Annotated in this window: 14 protein-coding genes and 1 pseudogene; 8 read left to right on the top strand and 7 right to left on the bottom strand. The window is 72.1% G+C overall.

All coding sequences use genetic code 11. The features are described 5' to 3' along the window. Positions 1-127 precede the first annotated feature (127 nt). A complete protein-coding gene (locus tag ACIGXJ_RS01125) occupies positions 128-1,876 on the top strand; it encodes a lytic transglycosylase domain-containing protein (RefSeq protein ID WP_399639862.1) in 1,749 nt (582 codons plus the stop codon). Between the two features lie 208 nt (positions 1,877-2,084). Here ACIGXJ_RS01125 and ACIGXJ_RS01120 read toward each other — a convergent pair whose 3' ends face one another. Together ACIGXJ_RS01120 and ACIGXJ_RS01115 are read right to left on the bottom strand one after the other, a co-directional pair. Further along, the gene (locus ACIGXJ_RS01120) at positions 2,085-4,811 is read right to left on the bottom strand and encodes an ATP-dependent RNA helicase (RefSeq protein WP_399639859.1); all 2,727 of its coding nucleotides are present in this window, start codon (positions 4,809-4,811) and stop codon (positions 2,085-2,087) included. Between the two features lie 58 nt (positions 4,812-4,869). Further along, complete coding sequence (locus ACIGXJ_RS01115) at positions 4,870-5,742, bottom strand: class I SAM-dependent methyltransferase (RefSeq protein WP_399639856.1); 873 nt, start codon at positions 5,740-5,742, stop codon at positions 4,870-4,872. A 320-nt stretch (positions 5,743-6,062) separates the two neighbouring features. On the opposite strand from ACIGXJ_RS01115, the gene rpsA reads away from it, so the two are divergent. The 4 genes from rpsA (at position 6,063) to ACIGXJ_RS01095 (ending at position 9,930) form a co-directional block, all read left to right on the top strand. Further along, complete coding sequence (gene rpsA / locus ACIGXJ_RS01110) at positions 6,063-7,553, top strand: 30S ribosomal protein S1 (RefSeq protein WP_399639853.1); 1,491 nt, start codon at positions 6,063-6,065, stop codon at positions 7,551-7,553. Between the two features lie 239 nt (positions 7,554-7,792). After that, on the top strand, positions 7,793-8,731 hold the full coding sequence (locus ACIGXJ_RS01105; protein ID WP_399639850.1) for a PAC2 family protein: 939 nt from the start codon (positions 7,793-7,795) through the stop codon (positions 8,729-8,731). A gap of 102 nt (positions 8,732-8,833) precedes the next feature. After that, positions 8,834-9,448, top strand: coding sequence for a dephospho-CoA kinase (gene coaE, locus ACIGXJ_RS01100; protein ID WP_399639847.1), 615 nt, complete (start codon positions 8,834-8,836; stop codon positions 9,446-9,448). Positions 9,449-9,549: 101 nt separating this feature from the next. Beyond that, complete coding sequence (locus tag ACIGXJ_RS01095; protein WP_399639844.1) at positions 9,550-9,930, top strand: tetratricopeptide repeat protein; 381 nt, start codon at positions 9,550-9,552, stop codon at positions 9,928-9,930. A gap of 43 nt (positions 9,931-9,973) precedes the next feature. Here ACIGXJ_RS01095 and ACIGXJ_RS01090 read toward each other — a convergent pair whose 3' ends face one another. After that, complete coding sequence (locus tag ACIGXJ_RS01090; protein ID WP_399639842.1) at positions 9,974-10,240, bottom strand: DUF6343 family protein; 267 nt, start codon at positions 10,238-10,240, stop codon at positions 9,974-9,976. Between the two features lie 200 nt (positions 10,241-10,440). Between ACIGXJ_RS01090 and ACIGXJ_RS01085 the strand changes: the two genes are divergently transcribed. Then, the gene (locus ACIGXJ_RS01085; RefSeq protein WP_399639840.1) at positions 10,441-11,151 is read left to right on the top strand and encodes a class I SAM-dependent methyltransferase; all 711 of its coding nucleotides are present in this window, start codon (positions 10,441-10,443) and stop codon (positions 11,149-11,151) included. 126 nt (positions 11,152-11,277) lie between these two features. Beyond that, entirely contained in the window at positions 11,278-11,751 is a 474-nt protein-coding gene (locus ACIGXJ_RS01080; protein WP_399639837.1) for a DoxX family protein, read from the top strand. A gap of 35 nt (positions 11,752-11,786) precedes the next feature. Here the strand turns inward: ACIGXJ_RS01080 and ACIGXJ_RS01075 are convergent, their stop codons facing one another. Continuing rightward, positions 11,787-12,356: an RNA-binding S4 domain-containing protein gene (locus ACIGXJ_RS01075; protein WP_399639835.1), complete on the bottom strand. Its 570-nt coding sequence runs from the start codon at positions 12,354-12,356 to the stop codon at positions 11,787-11,789. 41 nt (positions 12,357-12,397) lie between these two features. Here ACIGXJ_RS01075 and ACIGXJ_RS01070 point away from each other — a divergent pair, with 41 nt between their 5' ends. Beyond that, on the top strand, positions 12,398-13,297 hold the full coding sequence (locus ACIGXJ_RS01070) for a uracil-DNA glycosylase (RefSeq protein ID WP_399639833.1): 900 nt from the start codon (positions 12,398-12,400) through the stop codon (positions 13,295-13,297). Positions 13,298-13,457: 160 nt separating this feature from the next. On the opposite strand, the gene ACIGXJ_RS01065 is transcribed toward ACIGXJ_RS01070, so the two are convergent. From ACIGXJ_RS01065 to ACIGXJ_RS01055, 3 genes and pseudogenes are all read right to left on the bottom strand, one after another. After that, on the bottom strand, positions 13,458-13,892 hold the full coding sequence (locus ACIGXJ_RS01065; RefSeq protein ID WP_399642118.1) for a GNAT family N-acetyltransferase: 435 nt from the start codon (positions 13,890-13,892) through the stop codon (positions 13,458-13,460). 12 nt (positions 13,893-13,904) lie between these two features. Further along, positions 13,905-14,306: pseudogene (locus tag ACIGXJ_RS01060) on the bottom strand (RidA family protein); the annotation flags it as partial. A gap of 168 nt (positions 14,307-14,474) precedes the next feature. Next, the gene (locus tag ACIGXJ_RS01055) at positions 14,475-15,155 is read right to left on the bottom strand and encodes a hypothetical protein (protein WP_399639830.1); all 681 of its coding nucleotides are present in this window, start codon (positions 15,153-15,155) and stop codon (positions 14,475-14,477) included. Between the last annotated feature and the right edge of the window lie 123 nt (positions 15,156-15,278).

Genomic DNA, 15,278 nt, shown 5'->3' with positions numbered 1-15,278 from the left:
TGCGAACGAACAGAACACTGAAAAACGGGCGCTGATGCAACCGACCCCGGGCGTCGGCAGTCACAACAGTGGCGAGCAGCAACAAGCGGAGTCGGGCGCTCGGGCGTCCACGGGAGGGGTTCACTTCATGGCGGCGCAAATCGGCAGGCGTCTGCGCAAGGGAGCGGCGACGACCGCCGTGGCCGCGGCGGCGGTCGCGGCACTGTCCGCGTCCCAGGCTCCGGGAGTGACGACCGACCACGACGGCAGACAGACCACCGCCGACTCCCAGCCCACACCGGACGTCGTCGCCGACGACAGCGCCACCGGCAACTCGCCGTACTACACGGACCTGCCGCCGCTGAACAGCCCGACGCCCGCGCCCACGCCGAGCGCGTCGGGTGCGCCGACCGGCGTCGGCCACGCCGAGGCGGGCATACCCGCGACGGTCCTGGACGCCTACAAGAAGGCGGCCGCCCGGCTGAACGCGGCCAAGCCCGGCTGCAACCTGCCCTGGCAGTTGCTCGCCGCGATCGGCAAGGTCGAGTCCGGCCAGGCCAGCGGCGGCCGTGTCGACGCCGACGGCACGACGTACACGCCGATCCTGGGCCCGCAGCTCGACGGCAACGGCTTCGCGCTCATCAAGGACACCGACAACGGCGCCTACGACGGCAACGCGAGCTACGACCAGGCCGTCGGCCCGATGCAGTTCATCCCCTCCACCTGGGAGTGGGCGGGCCGGGACGGCAACGGCGACGGCCTGCGCGACCCCAACAACATCTACGACGCCGCCCTCGCGGCCGGCCACTACCTGTGCCGCTTCGACTGGGACCTGTCCACCCAGGACGACCTCGACCGCGCGATCCTCAGCTACAACAACTCGCGCGACTACCTCAACACCGTCCTGTCGTGGCTGGAGTACTACCGCAAGGGCACCCACGAGATCCCGGACGGCACCGGCGCGCTGCCCGACAACCGCAGCGACAGCCGGCCGGACTCGCGACCCTCCTCCCGGCCGTCGGCGGGCCCGGACCCGAAGCCGTCCCCCAAGCCGCCGACGAACACCCCGGGTGGCGGGACGCAGACCCCGACCCCGATCCCGACGCCGCCGCCGACCACCCAGCAGCCCACGCCCACCGACACGGTGGACCACCTGGAGGACGCGGGCACCGCGAAGCTCACCGCGACGGCGGGCGAGGCGTTCACCAAGAGGATCAGCACCAGGGCGGAGACGAAGGCCGGCCAGGCCGTCGGCAAGGTCCGCATCCGGTTCACGATCACCGGCGACACCGACACCACCTTCACCGGCGGCGAGAGCGTCGCCACGGTCGTCACCGACAGTGCCGGTGTCGCTGTCGCGCCCCGGCTGACCGCGGGGGAGAAGACCGGCACCTTCACCGTCCGCGCCACCGTCGTCGGCCGTTCCCTCCCGGGCGTCGACTACACCGCCACGGTCACCGCCCGCGCCGCCGACGCCCTCACCCGTGTCGGCGCCACCCCGCTGACCTGTCCGGCGGGCGGCGAGTTCGCCGAACAGGTCCAGGTGAAGGCGACGTACAAGGACGCCGTCGCGGACCGCGTCGCCGCCACCGCGACCCTCGTCAAGACGGCCGACGACCCGACCGTGAACGACAAGGGCCCCTACTTCAAGGACGCCGACGGCAAGGCCGTACGCACGCTGACGGAGCTGGAGACGGACGCGAACGGCCTGCTGACGCTGCCGAAGCTGTACGCGGACGACACCGCCGGCACGTTCCTGCTGCGCATCACCACCACCGGCGGCGCCATGCTCACCGTCGAACTGACGGTGGAGGCCACCTCCTCGCCGACGCCCACCCCGACGGCCGAGGAGTCGACGAGCCCGTCACCGACCCCTTCGGCGACACCCACGGCCTGACCGCCCACCGCACGGCCCGCATGGACGAGGGCGCCCTTTCCGTCACGGCGGCAGGGGCGCCCTCGTTCGTGCGCGCGACGTGCTCTCGTCCCACGCGCCCTCGCTGCCGGCGCCGAGACCTGACAGCGAGTCAGCTCCCAGCCGGTCTCCAGCAGGCCCAGGACGCGCACCCTCGTCGCTGTCGCGAGCGACAGTGTGGAGGCGCGCATCAGCGCCTGAGCGCCGCGTTGGTGCGCCGTGTCGGCTCCGCGGTGGCCGGGTCCTCGGGCCAGGGATGCTTCGGATAACGGCCGCGCAGCTCGGCCCGCACCGCCTTGTAGCCGTCCCGCCAGAAGGAGGCCAGGTCCGCCGTCACGGCGGCCGGGCGCCCGGCGGGGGACAGCAGATGCACCAGTACCGGGATCCCGGCGAGTGCGGGCGACTCGTGCAGCCCGAACATCTCCTGCAACTTCACCGCCAGCACCGGCCGCTCCGGGTCCCGGTAGTCGATCCGGATCCTGGACCCACTCGGTACGGTGATCCGCTCCGGCGCCAGCTCGTCCAGGCGCGCGGCGTCCCCGCTCGCCCAGGGCAGCAGCCGCCCGAGCGCCTCACCCGCGTCGATCCGTGCGAGGTCCGACCGGCGGCGGGCCCGGCTCAGCTCCGGCTCCAGCCACTCGTCCACGCGCGCGTGGAGCGCGGCATCGGAGACGTCCGGCCACGGCTCACCCAGGTGCAGCCGCAGGAACGCCAGCCGCTGCCGCAGCACCTCGGCGTCGGGGGACCAGCGCAGCATCCCGAACCCCTCCTGCCGCAGCCCCGTCACCAGAGCTTCGCGTACGAGGCCGGGGTCGGCGTCCCGCAGGGTGCGCGCCGCGCACTCGATCGCCCCGAGCCGCTCCACGCGGCGCGCGACGACGTCCCCGTCGGCCCAGTGCACCTCCTCGGTCTCGCGGTACAGCGGCGCCGCGGCCGCCCTCGCCGTGTCCTCGTCGATCACGGCGGCGAGCTGCACACGCGCGTGGCCCTTGCCGACCGGCCGATCGGCCACCGCGACGGCGAGCCAGGGCGCACCGCGCAGCGGCGACCCTTCCGGCAGTTCGGCGCGAGTCCCGGACGCCATGACGTACGAGCCGCCGTCGAGCTTGGCGACCCGCTCGGGAAAGGCGAGCGCGGCGACGAGCCCGGCGAGCCGCTCCTCGCCGCCGGGGACATCGCCCCCGAGGCCGGCCTGGCCCGAACGGCCGCCGGCAAACGCTCCGGCGCCACCCTGGGCGACCTCCGCCGCGCGACCACGGCCGACTGATCCGGCGCGGGAGCCGGCGGCCTCACCGTCATGACCGTCGGCAGCGTCCCGGGCACGCGCGTGGCCGGGACTTCCGGCGTGACCGTCGGCAGCGCCCTCGGCCCGCCCGCAGGCGGTGTCCCCGGCACGCGGGTCCGAGACCCCTCCGGAACGGTCGACGACCTCCCCGGCAACAGCTCGCAGCCGCCGGACCTCGCGCCGCCACCTGTCCGCGTACCCGTCGCCGCCGCGCCGAGCGGCCCGCAGAGCGGCGGCCAGGTCGTCGCCGTACTCGCGCGGCGCCTCCTCGGACAGCAGCGCCACCGCCTCGGCGCCCGCGCCGCCGGTGTCCAGCAGTGCCCGCCCCAGCCGGGGGTGCAGTCCCAGCCGGGCCAGCCGCAGCCCCCGCTCCGTGGCCCGGCCCGCCGGGTCCACCGCTCCCATCGCCGTCAGAGCGTCCCGCGCCGCCGCCATGGCCCCGGCGGGCGGCGGGTCGAGCAGCGCCAGCCCCGACGCTTCCGGGTCGCCCCAGCAAGCCGCCTGGAGGGCGAACGCCGTCAGGTCGGCCACCTTGATCTCGGGGGACGGGAACCTCGGCAGCCGCGCGTCCTCGGCCTCCGCCCAGCAGCGGTACACCGCGCCCGGCGCCTCACGCCCGGCGCGGCCCGCCCGCTGCCGCGCGGCCGCCTGGGAGGCCCGTACCGTCGTCAGGGCGCTCAGCCCGCGCGTGTGATCCACCCGCGGTTCGCGCGCCAGGCCCGCATCGACGACCACGCGCACCCCGGGCACCGTCAGCGACGATTCCGCCACCGCCGTGGCCAGCACCACCCTGCGCCGCGCTCCGGGCGAGAGCACCGCGTCCTGCACGGCCGCCGGGGCCCGGCCGTGCACCTGGAGCACCTCCACGTCCCCCGGGGCGCCGAGCTGCGCGGCGACCCGCGCGATCTCGCCCACGCCGGGCAGGAAGCACAGCACGTCCCCGTCCCGCTCGGCCAGCGCGCGACGCACCAGCGACGCCACATGTGCCAGCAGAGCGGGATCGACCCGCATGCCGTGCGGCGGCCGTACCGCACGCGCGGGTGGCGCCCAGACCACCTCCACCGGATGGGACACGCCCGGGGCCTCCACCACGGGGGCGCCGCCCAGCAGCCGCGCCCAGCCCTGTGCGTCCGTCGTCGCCGACGCCGCCACGAGGCGCAGCTCCGGCCGGAGCGTCTCGCGCACGTCCCACAGGAACGCCGCCGCCGTGTCCGCGTCCAGATGCCGCTCGTGGCACTCGTCGAGCACCACCACGTCCACGCCCGCCAGCTCCTGGTCGCGCTGCAGCCGCTGCAACAGGACACCGGTCGTGACGACCTCCACGCGCGTGTGGCGCCCCACGACCCGCTCGCCGCGCACGGTGTGGCCGATGCTCTCGCCGGGCTTCTCGCCCAGCAGCCAAGCCATCCGCCGGGCCGCCGCGCGGGCCGCGATCCGCCGTGGCTCGGCCACGACCACACGCCGCGCGGGGCCCTCTCCGAGCAGCCCCGCCAGCGCCAGCGGCACCAGCGTCGTCTTGCCGGTGCCGGGCGGTGCCTCCAGCACGGCGGTGCCGTGGCCCTCCAGGGCGTCGTGCAGACCGGGCAGGGCGCTGCGCACGGGCAGCGCGTCCAGGGCGTCGTAGCGGATCACGACCACAGTGTCGTACGGGAGAGGTCGTACGAGCACGAACGGTCAGGCGATGGTCCGGTCAGTCGCGTTCGCACACGAAGATCGCCGTGCCCGGGATCAGGTTCCCGCGCAGGGGCGACCAGCCGCCCCATTCGGAGGAGTTCCACGCCGGCCACTCCGGCTCGACGAGGTCCACCAGGTGGAAGCCCGCCGCGACGATGTCGCGCACGCGGTCGCCGAGCGTCCTGTGGTGCTCGACGTAGACCGCGCGGCCGTCCTCGTCCTGCTCGACGTAAGGAGTGCGGTCGAAGTAGGAGGAGGCCACGCTCAGCCCCTCGGGGCCGGGCTCGTCCGGGAACGCCCAGCGGATCGGGTGGGTCACCGAGAAAACGAAACGGCCGCCGGGCCGCAGCACGCGACGCACCTCGCGCAGCACCTGGACGGGGTCGGCGACGAACGGCATCGCGCCGTAGGCCGAGCACGCCAGGTCGAACGAGGCGTCCGCGAACGGCAGGGCGCCGGCGTCGGCGCACACCAGAGGGAACGTTCCGCCGATGCGCAGCGCGTGCTGCAGCTGGCGGTGCGACAGGTCCAGGGCGACGGGGCGGGCGCCCTGTGCGGCCAGCCAGCGCGCGCACTGGGCCGCGCCGGCGCCGATCTCCAGCACGTCCCTGCCCTTGAGCTCCTCCGCGGGGCCCAGCAGCTCCGCCTCCACCTCGTCGAGGCCCTCGGGGCCCCACACGAAGCGGTCGTCGCCGAGGAAGGTGCCGTGCTCGATCTGGTACTCGTCGGCGTTGCGGTCCCACCAGCCGCGGTTGGCGCGGCTGCTCTCCGCCGTTCCGGCCTCGCGCCGGGTGGCCTCCGGTTCGGCGGCGGACTCAGAAGAAACGGGCTCTTGGATGATCGGCTCCCTCGTCGTACTCTTCCGTCCAGCCCGTCCCGGTGGCGTCACAAGACGGGCGCTCCGGGCCCGACGTGGCCGCAGAAGACATGAATTCTGCCGGATATGCGGCGTTCTGCCCCGGGTGTGCGCCTTCGCGCATTGACCCTGCCCGGCTGCCCCCGTATGCTACAAGTTGCGCTGCGGGCCTGCGCACCTCAGACCTAGCAGGCTGCGCTCGCATCTGTTGTATGTCCCCTCGGTTGTCGAGGCGCACCACCGGTTTTCGCAGGTGGGGCGCTTCCTTGGCTGTCCGGCTTCTGCAGAGCGAAACGGGCTCCCGGCGTAGCAGTACCTACGACTTCAATGTCCGTACCGGAGCCCTTTCCCACATGACGAGCAGCACCGAGACCACCGCCACCACCCCGCAGGTAGCGGTCAACGACATCGGTAACGAGGAAGCCTTCCTCGCCGCGATCGACGAGACGATCAAGTACTTCAACGACGGCGACATCGTCGACGGCGTCATCGTGAAGGTCGACCGGGACGAGGTCCTGCTCGACATCGGTTACAAGACCGAAGGTGTGATCCCGAGCCGCGAGCTCTCGATCAAGCACGACGTCGACCCGAACGAGGTCGTCGCCGTCGGCGACGAGATCGAGGCCCTCGTCCTCCAGAAGGAGGACAAGGAAGGCCGCCTGATCCTCTCGAAGAAGCGCGCCCAGTACGAGCGTGCCTGGGGCACCATCGAGAAGATCAAGGAAGAGGACGGGATCGTCACCGGTACCGTCATCGAGGTCGTCAAGGGTGGTCTCATCCTCGACATCGGCCTCCGTGGCTTCCTCCCGGCCTCCCTGGTCGAGATGCGCCGCGTGCGCGACCTCCAGCCCTACGTGGGCAAGGAGCTCGAGGCCAAGATCATCGAGCTGGACAAGAACCGCAACAACGTGGTCCTGTCCCGCCGTGCCTGGCTGGAGCAGACCCAGTCCGAGGTCCGCCAGACGTTCCTCACGACCCTCCAGAAGGGTCAGGTCCGCTCTGGTGTGGTCTCCTCGATCGTCAACTTCGGTGCCTTCGTGGACCTGGGTGGCGTCGACGGTCTGGTCCACGTCTCCGAGCTGTCCTGGAAGCACATCGACCACCCCTCCGAGGTCGTCGAGGTCGGCCAGGAGGTCACGGTCGAGGTCCTCGACGTCGACATGGACCGCGAGCGCGTCTCCCTGTCGCTGAAGGCGACCCAGGAAGACCCGTGGCAGCAGTTCGCCCGCACCCACCAGATCGGCCAGGTCGTGCCCGGTAAGGTCACGAAGCTGGTTCCGTTCGGTGCGTTCGTCCGCGTGGACGAGGGCATCGAGGGTCTGGTCCACATCTCCGAGCTGGCCGAGCGCCACGTGGAGATCCCGGAGCAGGTCGTCCAGGTCAACGACGAGATCTTCGTCAAGGTCATCGACATCGACCTCGAGCGCCGCCGCATCAGCCTCTCGCTGAAGCAGGCCAACGAGTCCTTCGGTGCCGACCCGGCGTCGGTCGAGTTCGACCCGACCCTGTACGGCATGGCCGCGTCGTACGACGACCAGGGCAACTACATCTACCCCGAGGGCTTCGACCCCGAGACCAACGACTGGCTCGAGGGCTACGAGAAGCAGCGCGAGGAGTGGGAGCGCCAGTACGCCGAGGCGCAGTCCCGCTTCGAGCAGCACCAGCAGCAGGTCATCAAGTCCCGCGAGGCCGACGCCGCTGCCGCGGCCGAGGGCGGCGAGGCTGCGGCTCCGGCCGCGACCGGTGGCTCGTACTCCTCCGAGGGTGGCGACACCTCCGGCGCCCTGGCGTCGGACGAGGCGCTGGCTGCCCTGCGTGAGAAGCTGGCGGGCGGCCAGAGCTGAACGCTCGCCGCTGGGCTTAGCAGCTGATGTGAGGGGCCGTACCTTTCGGGGTGCGGCCCCTTCGTCGTTCGCCCGTTCCGTGATCGTTCGGCCGCGCGTTTCCTGATCGTTCGACCGCGCGTTGTTCGTGGCTGATCGCGCCGTTCCCCGCGCCCCTCGCGGGACGCTGTTCTTGATCTCGGGAATGAGCACAGCTTGTACCTCGTTGTTCACTGTGAACACGAGGAGGAGCGGTCACTGTGCTTGATCCGCAGAGTCTGTACACATGGGAGCCGAAGGGCCTGGCCGTCGTCGACATGGCGCTCGCCCAGGAGTCCGCCGGCCTTGTCATGCTCTACCACTTCGACGGATACATCGACGCGGGCGAGACCGGCGACCAGATCGTCGACCGGCTCCTCGACTCGCTGCCCCACCAGGTCGTGGCGCGTTTCGATCACGACCGGCTCGTGGACTACCGGGCCCGCCGCCCGCTGCTGACCTTCCGACGCGACCGCTGGACCGACTACGAGGAGCCCACGCTCGCCGTGCGCGTGGTCCAGGACGCCACCGGAGCCCCGTTCCTGCTGCTGTCGGGCCCCGAGCCGGACGTGGAGTGGGAGCGCTTCGCAGCCGCCGTCGAGCAGATCGTGGAGCGGCTCGGCGTCCGGCTCGCCGTGAACTTCCACGGCATCCCCATGGGCGTGCCGCACACCCGCCCCGTCGGCCTCACCCCGCACGGCAACCGCACCGACCTGATCCCGGGCCACCGCAGCCCCTTCGACGAGGCCCAGGTGCCGGGCAGCGCCGAGTCGCTCGTCGAGTACCGGCTCATGGAGGCCGGCCACGACGTCCTCGGCGTCGCCGCCCATGTCCCCCACTACATCGCCCGCTCGGCCTACCCGGACGCCGCCCTCACCGTCCTGGAGGCCATCACGGGCGCCACCGGACTGGTCCTGCCCGGCATCGCGCACGCCCTGCGCACGGACGCGCAGCGCACCCAGACCGAGATCGACCGGCAGATCCGGGAGGGCGACGAGGAGCTCACCGCGCTCGTCCAGGGCCTTGAGCACCAGTACGACGCCGTCGCGGGGGCCGAGACCCGCGGCAACATGCTCGCCGAGCCGGTGGACATCCCGTCCGCGGACGAGATCGGGCGAGAGTTCGAGAAGTTCCTCGCCGAGCGGGAGGGCGACCTCTGAGGCCGGCCTCCCCGGCCGGTACGGGATGCCGTCTGGGCGGCCGTCGGCGGCCGGCCGGTCCCGGCGGGCCGGCTGTCAGTGGCAGGGCCTAAGCTTCCGCTCATGCTGACAGTGGGGCTGACCGGCGGCATCGGCGCCGGCAAGAGCGAGGTGTCGCGGCTGCTCGTGGAGTGCGGAGCCGTACTGATCGACGCGGACCGCATCGCGCGCGAGGTCGTCGCGCCCGGAACCCCGGGTCTCGCCGCCGTCGTCGAAGCCTTCGGCGACGAGGTGCTGGCCGAGGACGGCAGTCTGGACCGGCCCAAGCTGGGCTCCATCGTCTTCAGCAACCCGGACAAGCTGGCCCTGCTCAACGGTATCGTCCATCCGCTGGTCGGCGCCCGCTCCCGCGAGCTGGAGGACGCCGCCCCCGCGGACGCCGTCGTCGTCCATGACGTGCCCCTGCTCTCCGAGAACGGCCTGGCGTCGCTGTACGACCTCGTCATCGTCGTCGACGCCGCACCGGAGACCCAGCTCGACAGGCTCGTACGGCTGCGCGGCATGACCGAGGACGACGCCCGCGCGCGCATGGCCGCCCAGGCCACCCGCGAAGAGCGCCGGACGATCGCCGACATCGTCATCGACAACGACGTGCCGCTTCCGGAACTCCGTCGCCGGGTACACGAGGTGTGGGAGGACCTCGCGGGGCGGGCCCGCGACCGCGCCGGTTCTTCCTAGACGCCCCGAGGGGTGTCGGCGCAGCGGGGCGGAGGGAACGGCCGGGAATAGCGCTGTCCGCCGCGGGCGTTGGAACGCTGCAGCGTGGGAAGGACTGTGCCGTGCCCGAGACCAGCGGTTCGACCGGACGTACTCCGGAGACGCACGTCATCGACTTCCGTGCCGCTGAGCAACTGCTCGCCGCACGGGATCCTCGTGGCGCCGTGAAGCTGCTCGACCGAGTCATCGCCGCCCACCCGGAGAACACCGCCGCCCGGCTGCTGCGGGCCCGCGCCTTCTTCGCCGCCGCGCAACTGCGGCCCGCCGAGCTGGAGTTCACCGTCGTCCTGGAACGCGAGCCGGACAACGCCTTCGCCCACTTCGCGCTCGCCCGCACCTACGAACGCCAGGGCCGTCCCGACCAGGCCAAGCGCCACTTCCGCCTTGCGGCCGCGCTCGACCCGAACCCGCAGTACCTGAAGGCGGCGCGGTTCGACTCATGAGCGGGCGGCCTCGAGGCGCTCATGGATGCGGACTCCCGGCCGCTCAAGGGCCGCGGTTCTCCGGTGGCCGGTACGGCGGGACATCGGGACCCGGCTGGTAGTGGGGACCCTGCCGGATGTGCCGGAGTACGACGAACAGGTCGATCGTGGCCACCAGCCACAGCACACCGCAGGCGACCGCCCAGCCGACCCGGTCGGCCAGCGCGAACGCGGCAGTCCCGAAGATCGCCCAGGCGATACCCCAGATGCTCAGCCAGAACCGCGCCCGCAGTGCACTGCGCGCGGTCACCGGCTCACTGCCTGTACGCATGGCTTTCATCGCTCCTGCTTGAAACGTACTCCGGCGCCGGGTGTTCGCCAAAGGGCCGCTGAAAGCCTGGAAGGCGGCTGAGCCGACCCGGTCGGCCGCGGCGGACCTTCGAACGGTTGCCTCGCCCGGGCGTTCCCACACGAACGAGTGAACGACGCCGAGGGCGGAACGGTCTTACCGGAGCGGGCCGTTGAACGGGCATGAAGCGGGAGACACGAGCGGGACACGAAGGTACGGGACCGGGTGCGATCACCCCTGACGGGTGTGCGGTGGAGCTCTACGCCCGGCTGCCGATCGGGGACGAGCCGGACATCATCGCCGGGGCGGTCCCGGCAGGGGCGCACATCCTGGAGCTGGGCTGCGGGGTGGGCCGCATGACCCACCCGCTGCTGGAGCGCGGTTTCACGGTCACCGCGGTCGACGAGTCACCGGAGATGCTCGCCCGCGTCCGCGGAGCGCGCACGAGATGCGGGTCCATCGAGGACCTCGACCTCGGCGAGACGTTCGACGTGGTGATGCTGGCCTCGTTCCTGGTCCACGCCGGGGATGTCGAAGTGCGGCGCGCCCTGCTGCGTACCTGCGCACGGCATGTCGCCGACAGCGGTTGTGTGCTCATCCAGCGGGAGGGGGCGGACTACCACACGAACGTGCCCCGTGAGCGGGTCGACCCCCGCGGCTTCACCGTGCGGATCCTGTCTTCGGAGCCGGTCGGCGACGGAGTGGACTCCGTTCGCGCCGAGTACGAGTTCCCGGACGCGGTCTGGACCCAGACCTTCCTGTCCCGACCGCTGACCGCGGAGCAGTTCGAGGAGGCGCTGGGGGAGGCCGGCCTGAGAGTGGACAAGTACCTGACGCGGGACGGGATATGGGTGAGGGCGGTGCGGGACGTGGAGAGGGCCTGGGAGGAGTAGGAGAGGACAGGGGAGCGGAGTTGGGATAAGCGATGGAGAAAGTCCGCCCAGGGGCGATGAGTTCGGGCAGGCGTGCCGGTCCATCTCTGTGACCGCAGAACGGACCACTGCACACCGGAGGACCTCATGTCCGAGAGCACCGCAGCCATGACCAGCCCCCGCACCGGCACCAACGCCGCTGCTGCCGGCAACAACGCCGCCGCTGCCGGCGCTCGCAGCCGCTGGGCCCGCATCACCCTCCGGGGCCTGCAGATCGTGCTCGCGCTGTTCTTCGGCGTCGCGAGCGCCCTGCCCAAGCTCATCGGTCACTCGAGCGCTGCCGAGGTCTTCGACGAGATCGGGTGGGGCAGCCTCGGGATGTACAGCATCGGAGTGCTGGAACTGGCCGGTGCGGTGGCGCTGTTGGTGCCGGTGCTCCAGTCCGTGGCTGCGGTGGCGCTGAGTGGCCTGATGGCGGGGGCGTTCGTCTTCCAGATGACCGTCTTCGACGGGGAGAACGCGGCGACCCCGCTCATCCTCATCGTGCCGCTCGCGCTGATCGCCTGGGCGCGGCGGGGCCACAACGCGGAGTTGCTGCGGCTGGTCCGACGCAACGCGTGAGAGATGACAGAGCCGCCCTCTTTCAGAGGTCCTGCTCACTCATCCGCGGGAGGCGAGTGCCGACGCTCCTGCGGGGGTCGGCCGCCTGGGAGGAAGCCCAGGCCGCCGAGGCTGCGGAGGCGTTCCAGTTCACGGCGGTCGCGCTTGGTGGGGCGGCCGGCTCCGCGGTCGCGGAGGCCCACGGGGACGAGGGCCTCGCGGGGCGGCGGGGGCGGGCTGTTGTCGACGTAGCACTGGACGGCGACCGGGGCGCCGACCCGCTTGCGGATCAGGCGCTTGACGATGACGATCCGCTCCCGGCCCTCGTGCAGGACCCGGACCTCGTCTCCGATACGCACGGAGTGCGAGGGCTTGACCCGCTCGCCGTTGACGCGGACGTGGCCGCCCTTGCAGGCCGTGGCGCCGACGGACCTGGTCTTGACCAGCCGGACGGACCAGATCCAGCTGTCGACGCGCACGCTCTCACCGTTGCCCGGACCGGCCGCCTCGGCCGCGGCGACCGCCGCGGCGATCTTCGGGTCGGCGATCTTGGGGTCGGGCCCGGTGGTGGCGCCGTCGTCGGCGGCACCGGTGTGCTGCGTGTCGTCCGCGTCCTGGGAAGCCATGGCATCGACCTTAACTCCCTCACCCGTCCTACCGTGGAGAGATGAGTCCCGCCCGACGCCCCACTGACCGCACAGACCTCACAGACCTCACAGACCTCAACGAACCCATAGACCCGACAGACCCCACAGACCCCACAGACCCCACGGACCCCACGAAGGGATCAGGCCCCGGCAGCCGCGCGAGAACCGCCGTCGGCGGGCGCTCGCAGGCCCGCGACCCGCTACCGCCCGACCTTGCCGACCTCCCCGCCCTGGACCACCGCATCGCCGCCTGTCGTGCCTGTCCTCGGCTGGTGGAGTGGCGGGAGGAGGTGGCGCGGACCAAGCGGGCGGCGTTCGCGGAGTGGACCTACTGGGGGAGGCCGGTGCCGGGGTTCGGGCCGGGGGACGCTCGGCTGCTGGTTGTGGGGCTCGCTCCGGCGGCGCACGGGGGGAATCGGACGGGGCGGATGTTCACGGGGGACCGGTCGGGAGACGTGCTGTATCAGGCCTTGTACGACGTCGGGCTGGCGTCGCAGCCGACCTCGGTGGAGGCCGGCGACGGGCTGGAGCTGTACGGGGTGCGGGTGACCGCGCCGGTGCACTGTGCTCCGCCGGCGAACCGGCCCACCCCGGAGGAGCGGGACATGTGCAGGCCGTGGCTCGTGCGGGAGCTGCGACTGCTCAGGCCGACGTTGCGGGCGGTGGTGGTGCTGGGGGCGTTCGGCTGGCAGGCGGCGATGCCGACGCTGGCGGAGGCGGGCTGGACGGTGGCGCGGCCGCGGCCGGCGTTCGCGCACGGCGCGCGGGTGAAGTTGCGGGACGGGGAGGGTGGCGAGGGCCTGGAGGTGTTCGGCTGTTTCCACGTCAGCCAGCGCAACACGTTCACCGGCCGACTGACGCCCGAGATGCTGCGAGAGGTACTGGGCGCGGCGGCCGGGGCGGCGGGCTTGCCCCGGTGACGGGGTGCAACGGGACGCGCAGACAGACGGCTCGGACGAGCGGCTCGGACGAGCGGCCCGGACGGGCGGCCCGGACGGGCGGCTTGGACTGGCGGCTTCCACGGGCGGCTTGACTGGCTGCTCGGACAGACGGCGCCGGCCTGATGCCGGCGATCGGCGATCAGGGCCGCCACTCGTACCGTACGTCCGGCTCGCGCTCCTCGTTGCCGCTGCCGTCGGTGTGCTCGACGGCGCGGAATCCGTGGCGTTCGTAGAAACGGTGGGCGGGCTTGTTGACCTGGAAGGTCCACAGGCTCAGCCCTCCTGGAGCGCGTTCCTTGGCGAGCGTGACGAAACGGTCGCCGATGCCCCGCCCCCGCCAGTCGGGGTGGAGGTACAGCTGCGAGATCTCCTCGTCGGCGAGGACCATCAGCCCCACCACGACGCCGTCCGCCTCCGCCACCCAGGTCTCCCGCTGGGGCACGACGGCGTCGCGGATGTAGGCGCGTACGGCGTCGTCGGTGTGGGCTCGGACCACCGTCGGCAGGGCGGCGTCGTACGAGCGCAGGTACACCTCGGCCACCGCCTCCGCGTCGGCGGCGACCGCGCGGCGCAGAGTGACCTCCGGCGGGTCGGGGACGACGGCCGTGGCTGTGATCTCCACCAACTGTCCGGTGTATCCGAGGCAGTTCACACCGAGCAGTGTCGACGAGTGCGGTCCGGTGCTCAGTCCGGACGCCTCGACGACGTCCCACACGGCTGACAGCGCGGCGGTCTCGCCGCTGACGACGTATACGTCGGTGTACACCACGTGTGAGAAGTCGCTGCCGATCGCCCGCAGTTGCGCTCCGAGGTTCGCGATCACCTGTTCCGCCTGCCGGACCGGGTCCCCTTCCCCGACGAGCTTGCCGTCGGCGTCGAGAGGCACCGAGCCGGCGAGGAAGGCGAGCCGGGTGCCCGCTTCGACGACGGAGGCGTGGGAGTAGGTGGGCGGCGGGAAGAGGGTGGGTACGGTGACGCGCCGGATCATGCGGGGCAGCTCCTCGTGAGGGTCGGTCCTCCGGGTGTGTGGGTGCTCGGCTCGGCACGCCGGCCCACGATCCTCCAGGAGGGACCCGACCTCCGCATCCTTATTTCTCTGCGGCCGTCACCGGCGCGCGCGTCAGCTCGGCCGGCTGTGGAGGTCCACCCCGGCATGTCATCCCGGCGGCGGACCGAACTCCCTCTCTCGAAGCTGCCGTTCGCATTCCTCTGCAAGGTCGGGGTATGCCGTCGCGATGGCGGCGTAGAGCCGGCGCCGCAGCAGTTCCTCGGCTGCGGTGCGGCCGGTGCGTCCGGAGAGGTCGTCGAGGATGTCGTCGTAGCGGGTCAGCCGATGGCGCAGGTAGTCGACCTTCCAGCGGTTGAGCGTGGAGGGCTCGGCACTGTCGACCGTGGCGGGAGTCGCGACATGGCCCCAGCGCCACGACGTCCGCTCCTCGTCCTGGCGATTGCGATGCTCGACCGCCGACGCCGCCAGTCGGGCCGGGGCCAGCCGGGGGACTTCGATGGGCTCCGCCGCGATCCGGGCCAGTACCTCCCTCCGCTTGCGCAGTGCGGCGGCCCGGGCGGCAGCGGACCGTCTCGCCGCGACCGCCGAGGCGGCCCGGAACTCCTCGCTTCGCTCTGCGGCTTCGACCCGCTCGATGCTGTAGAGACGTGTCTTCGGGGCCGAGCGGAAGTGCGGGTGGGACCGCAGCAGATCCGGCTCTCCGAGCAGCTGGCGCACCATCGCGGGTGTCCATCCCCGGGCCCGGAGACCGGCTGCCGAGAGGTGTGTCCGGGCCTGCTCCGGCCGCTCCGGGTTCTGATCCTCGGGCCTCTCGTCGTGCGTGGACATCGCTCTTCCCCCCGTCGTCGCCGTTACGCTGAGTGACGACTTCATTGATAGCGCGCGGCACTGACAATCACGCACAACCGGGGCGGTGGTTGCCGGCAGCTGATGCCGGACGGCTGAGCCGCC

The sequence above is a fragment of the Streptomyces sp. NPDC053367 genome (genome assembly GCF_044545925.1).
GTDB lineage: Bacteria > Actinomycetota > Actinomycetes > Streptomycetales > Streptomycetaceae > Streptomyces.
This window is presented reverse-complemented; position numbering and strand designations above follow the sequence as displayed.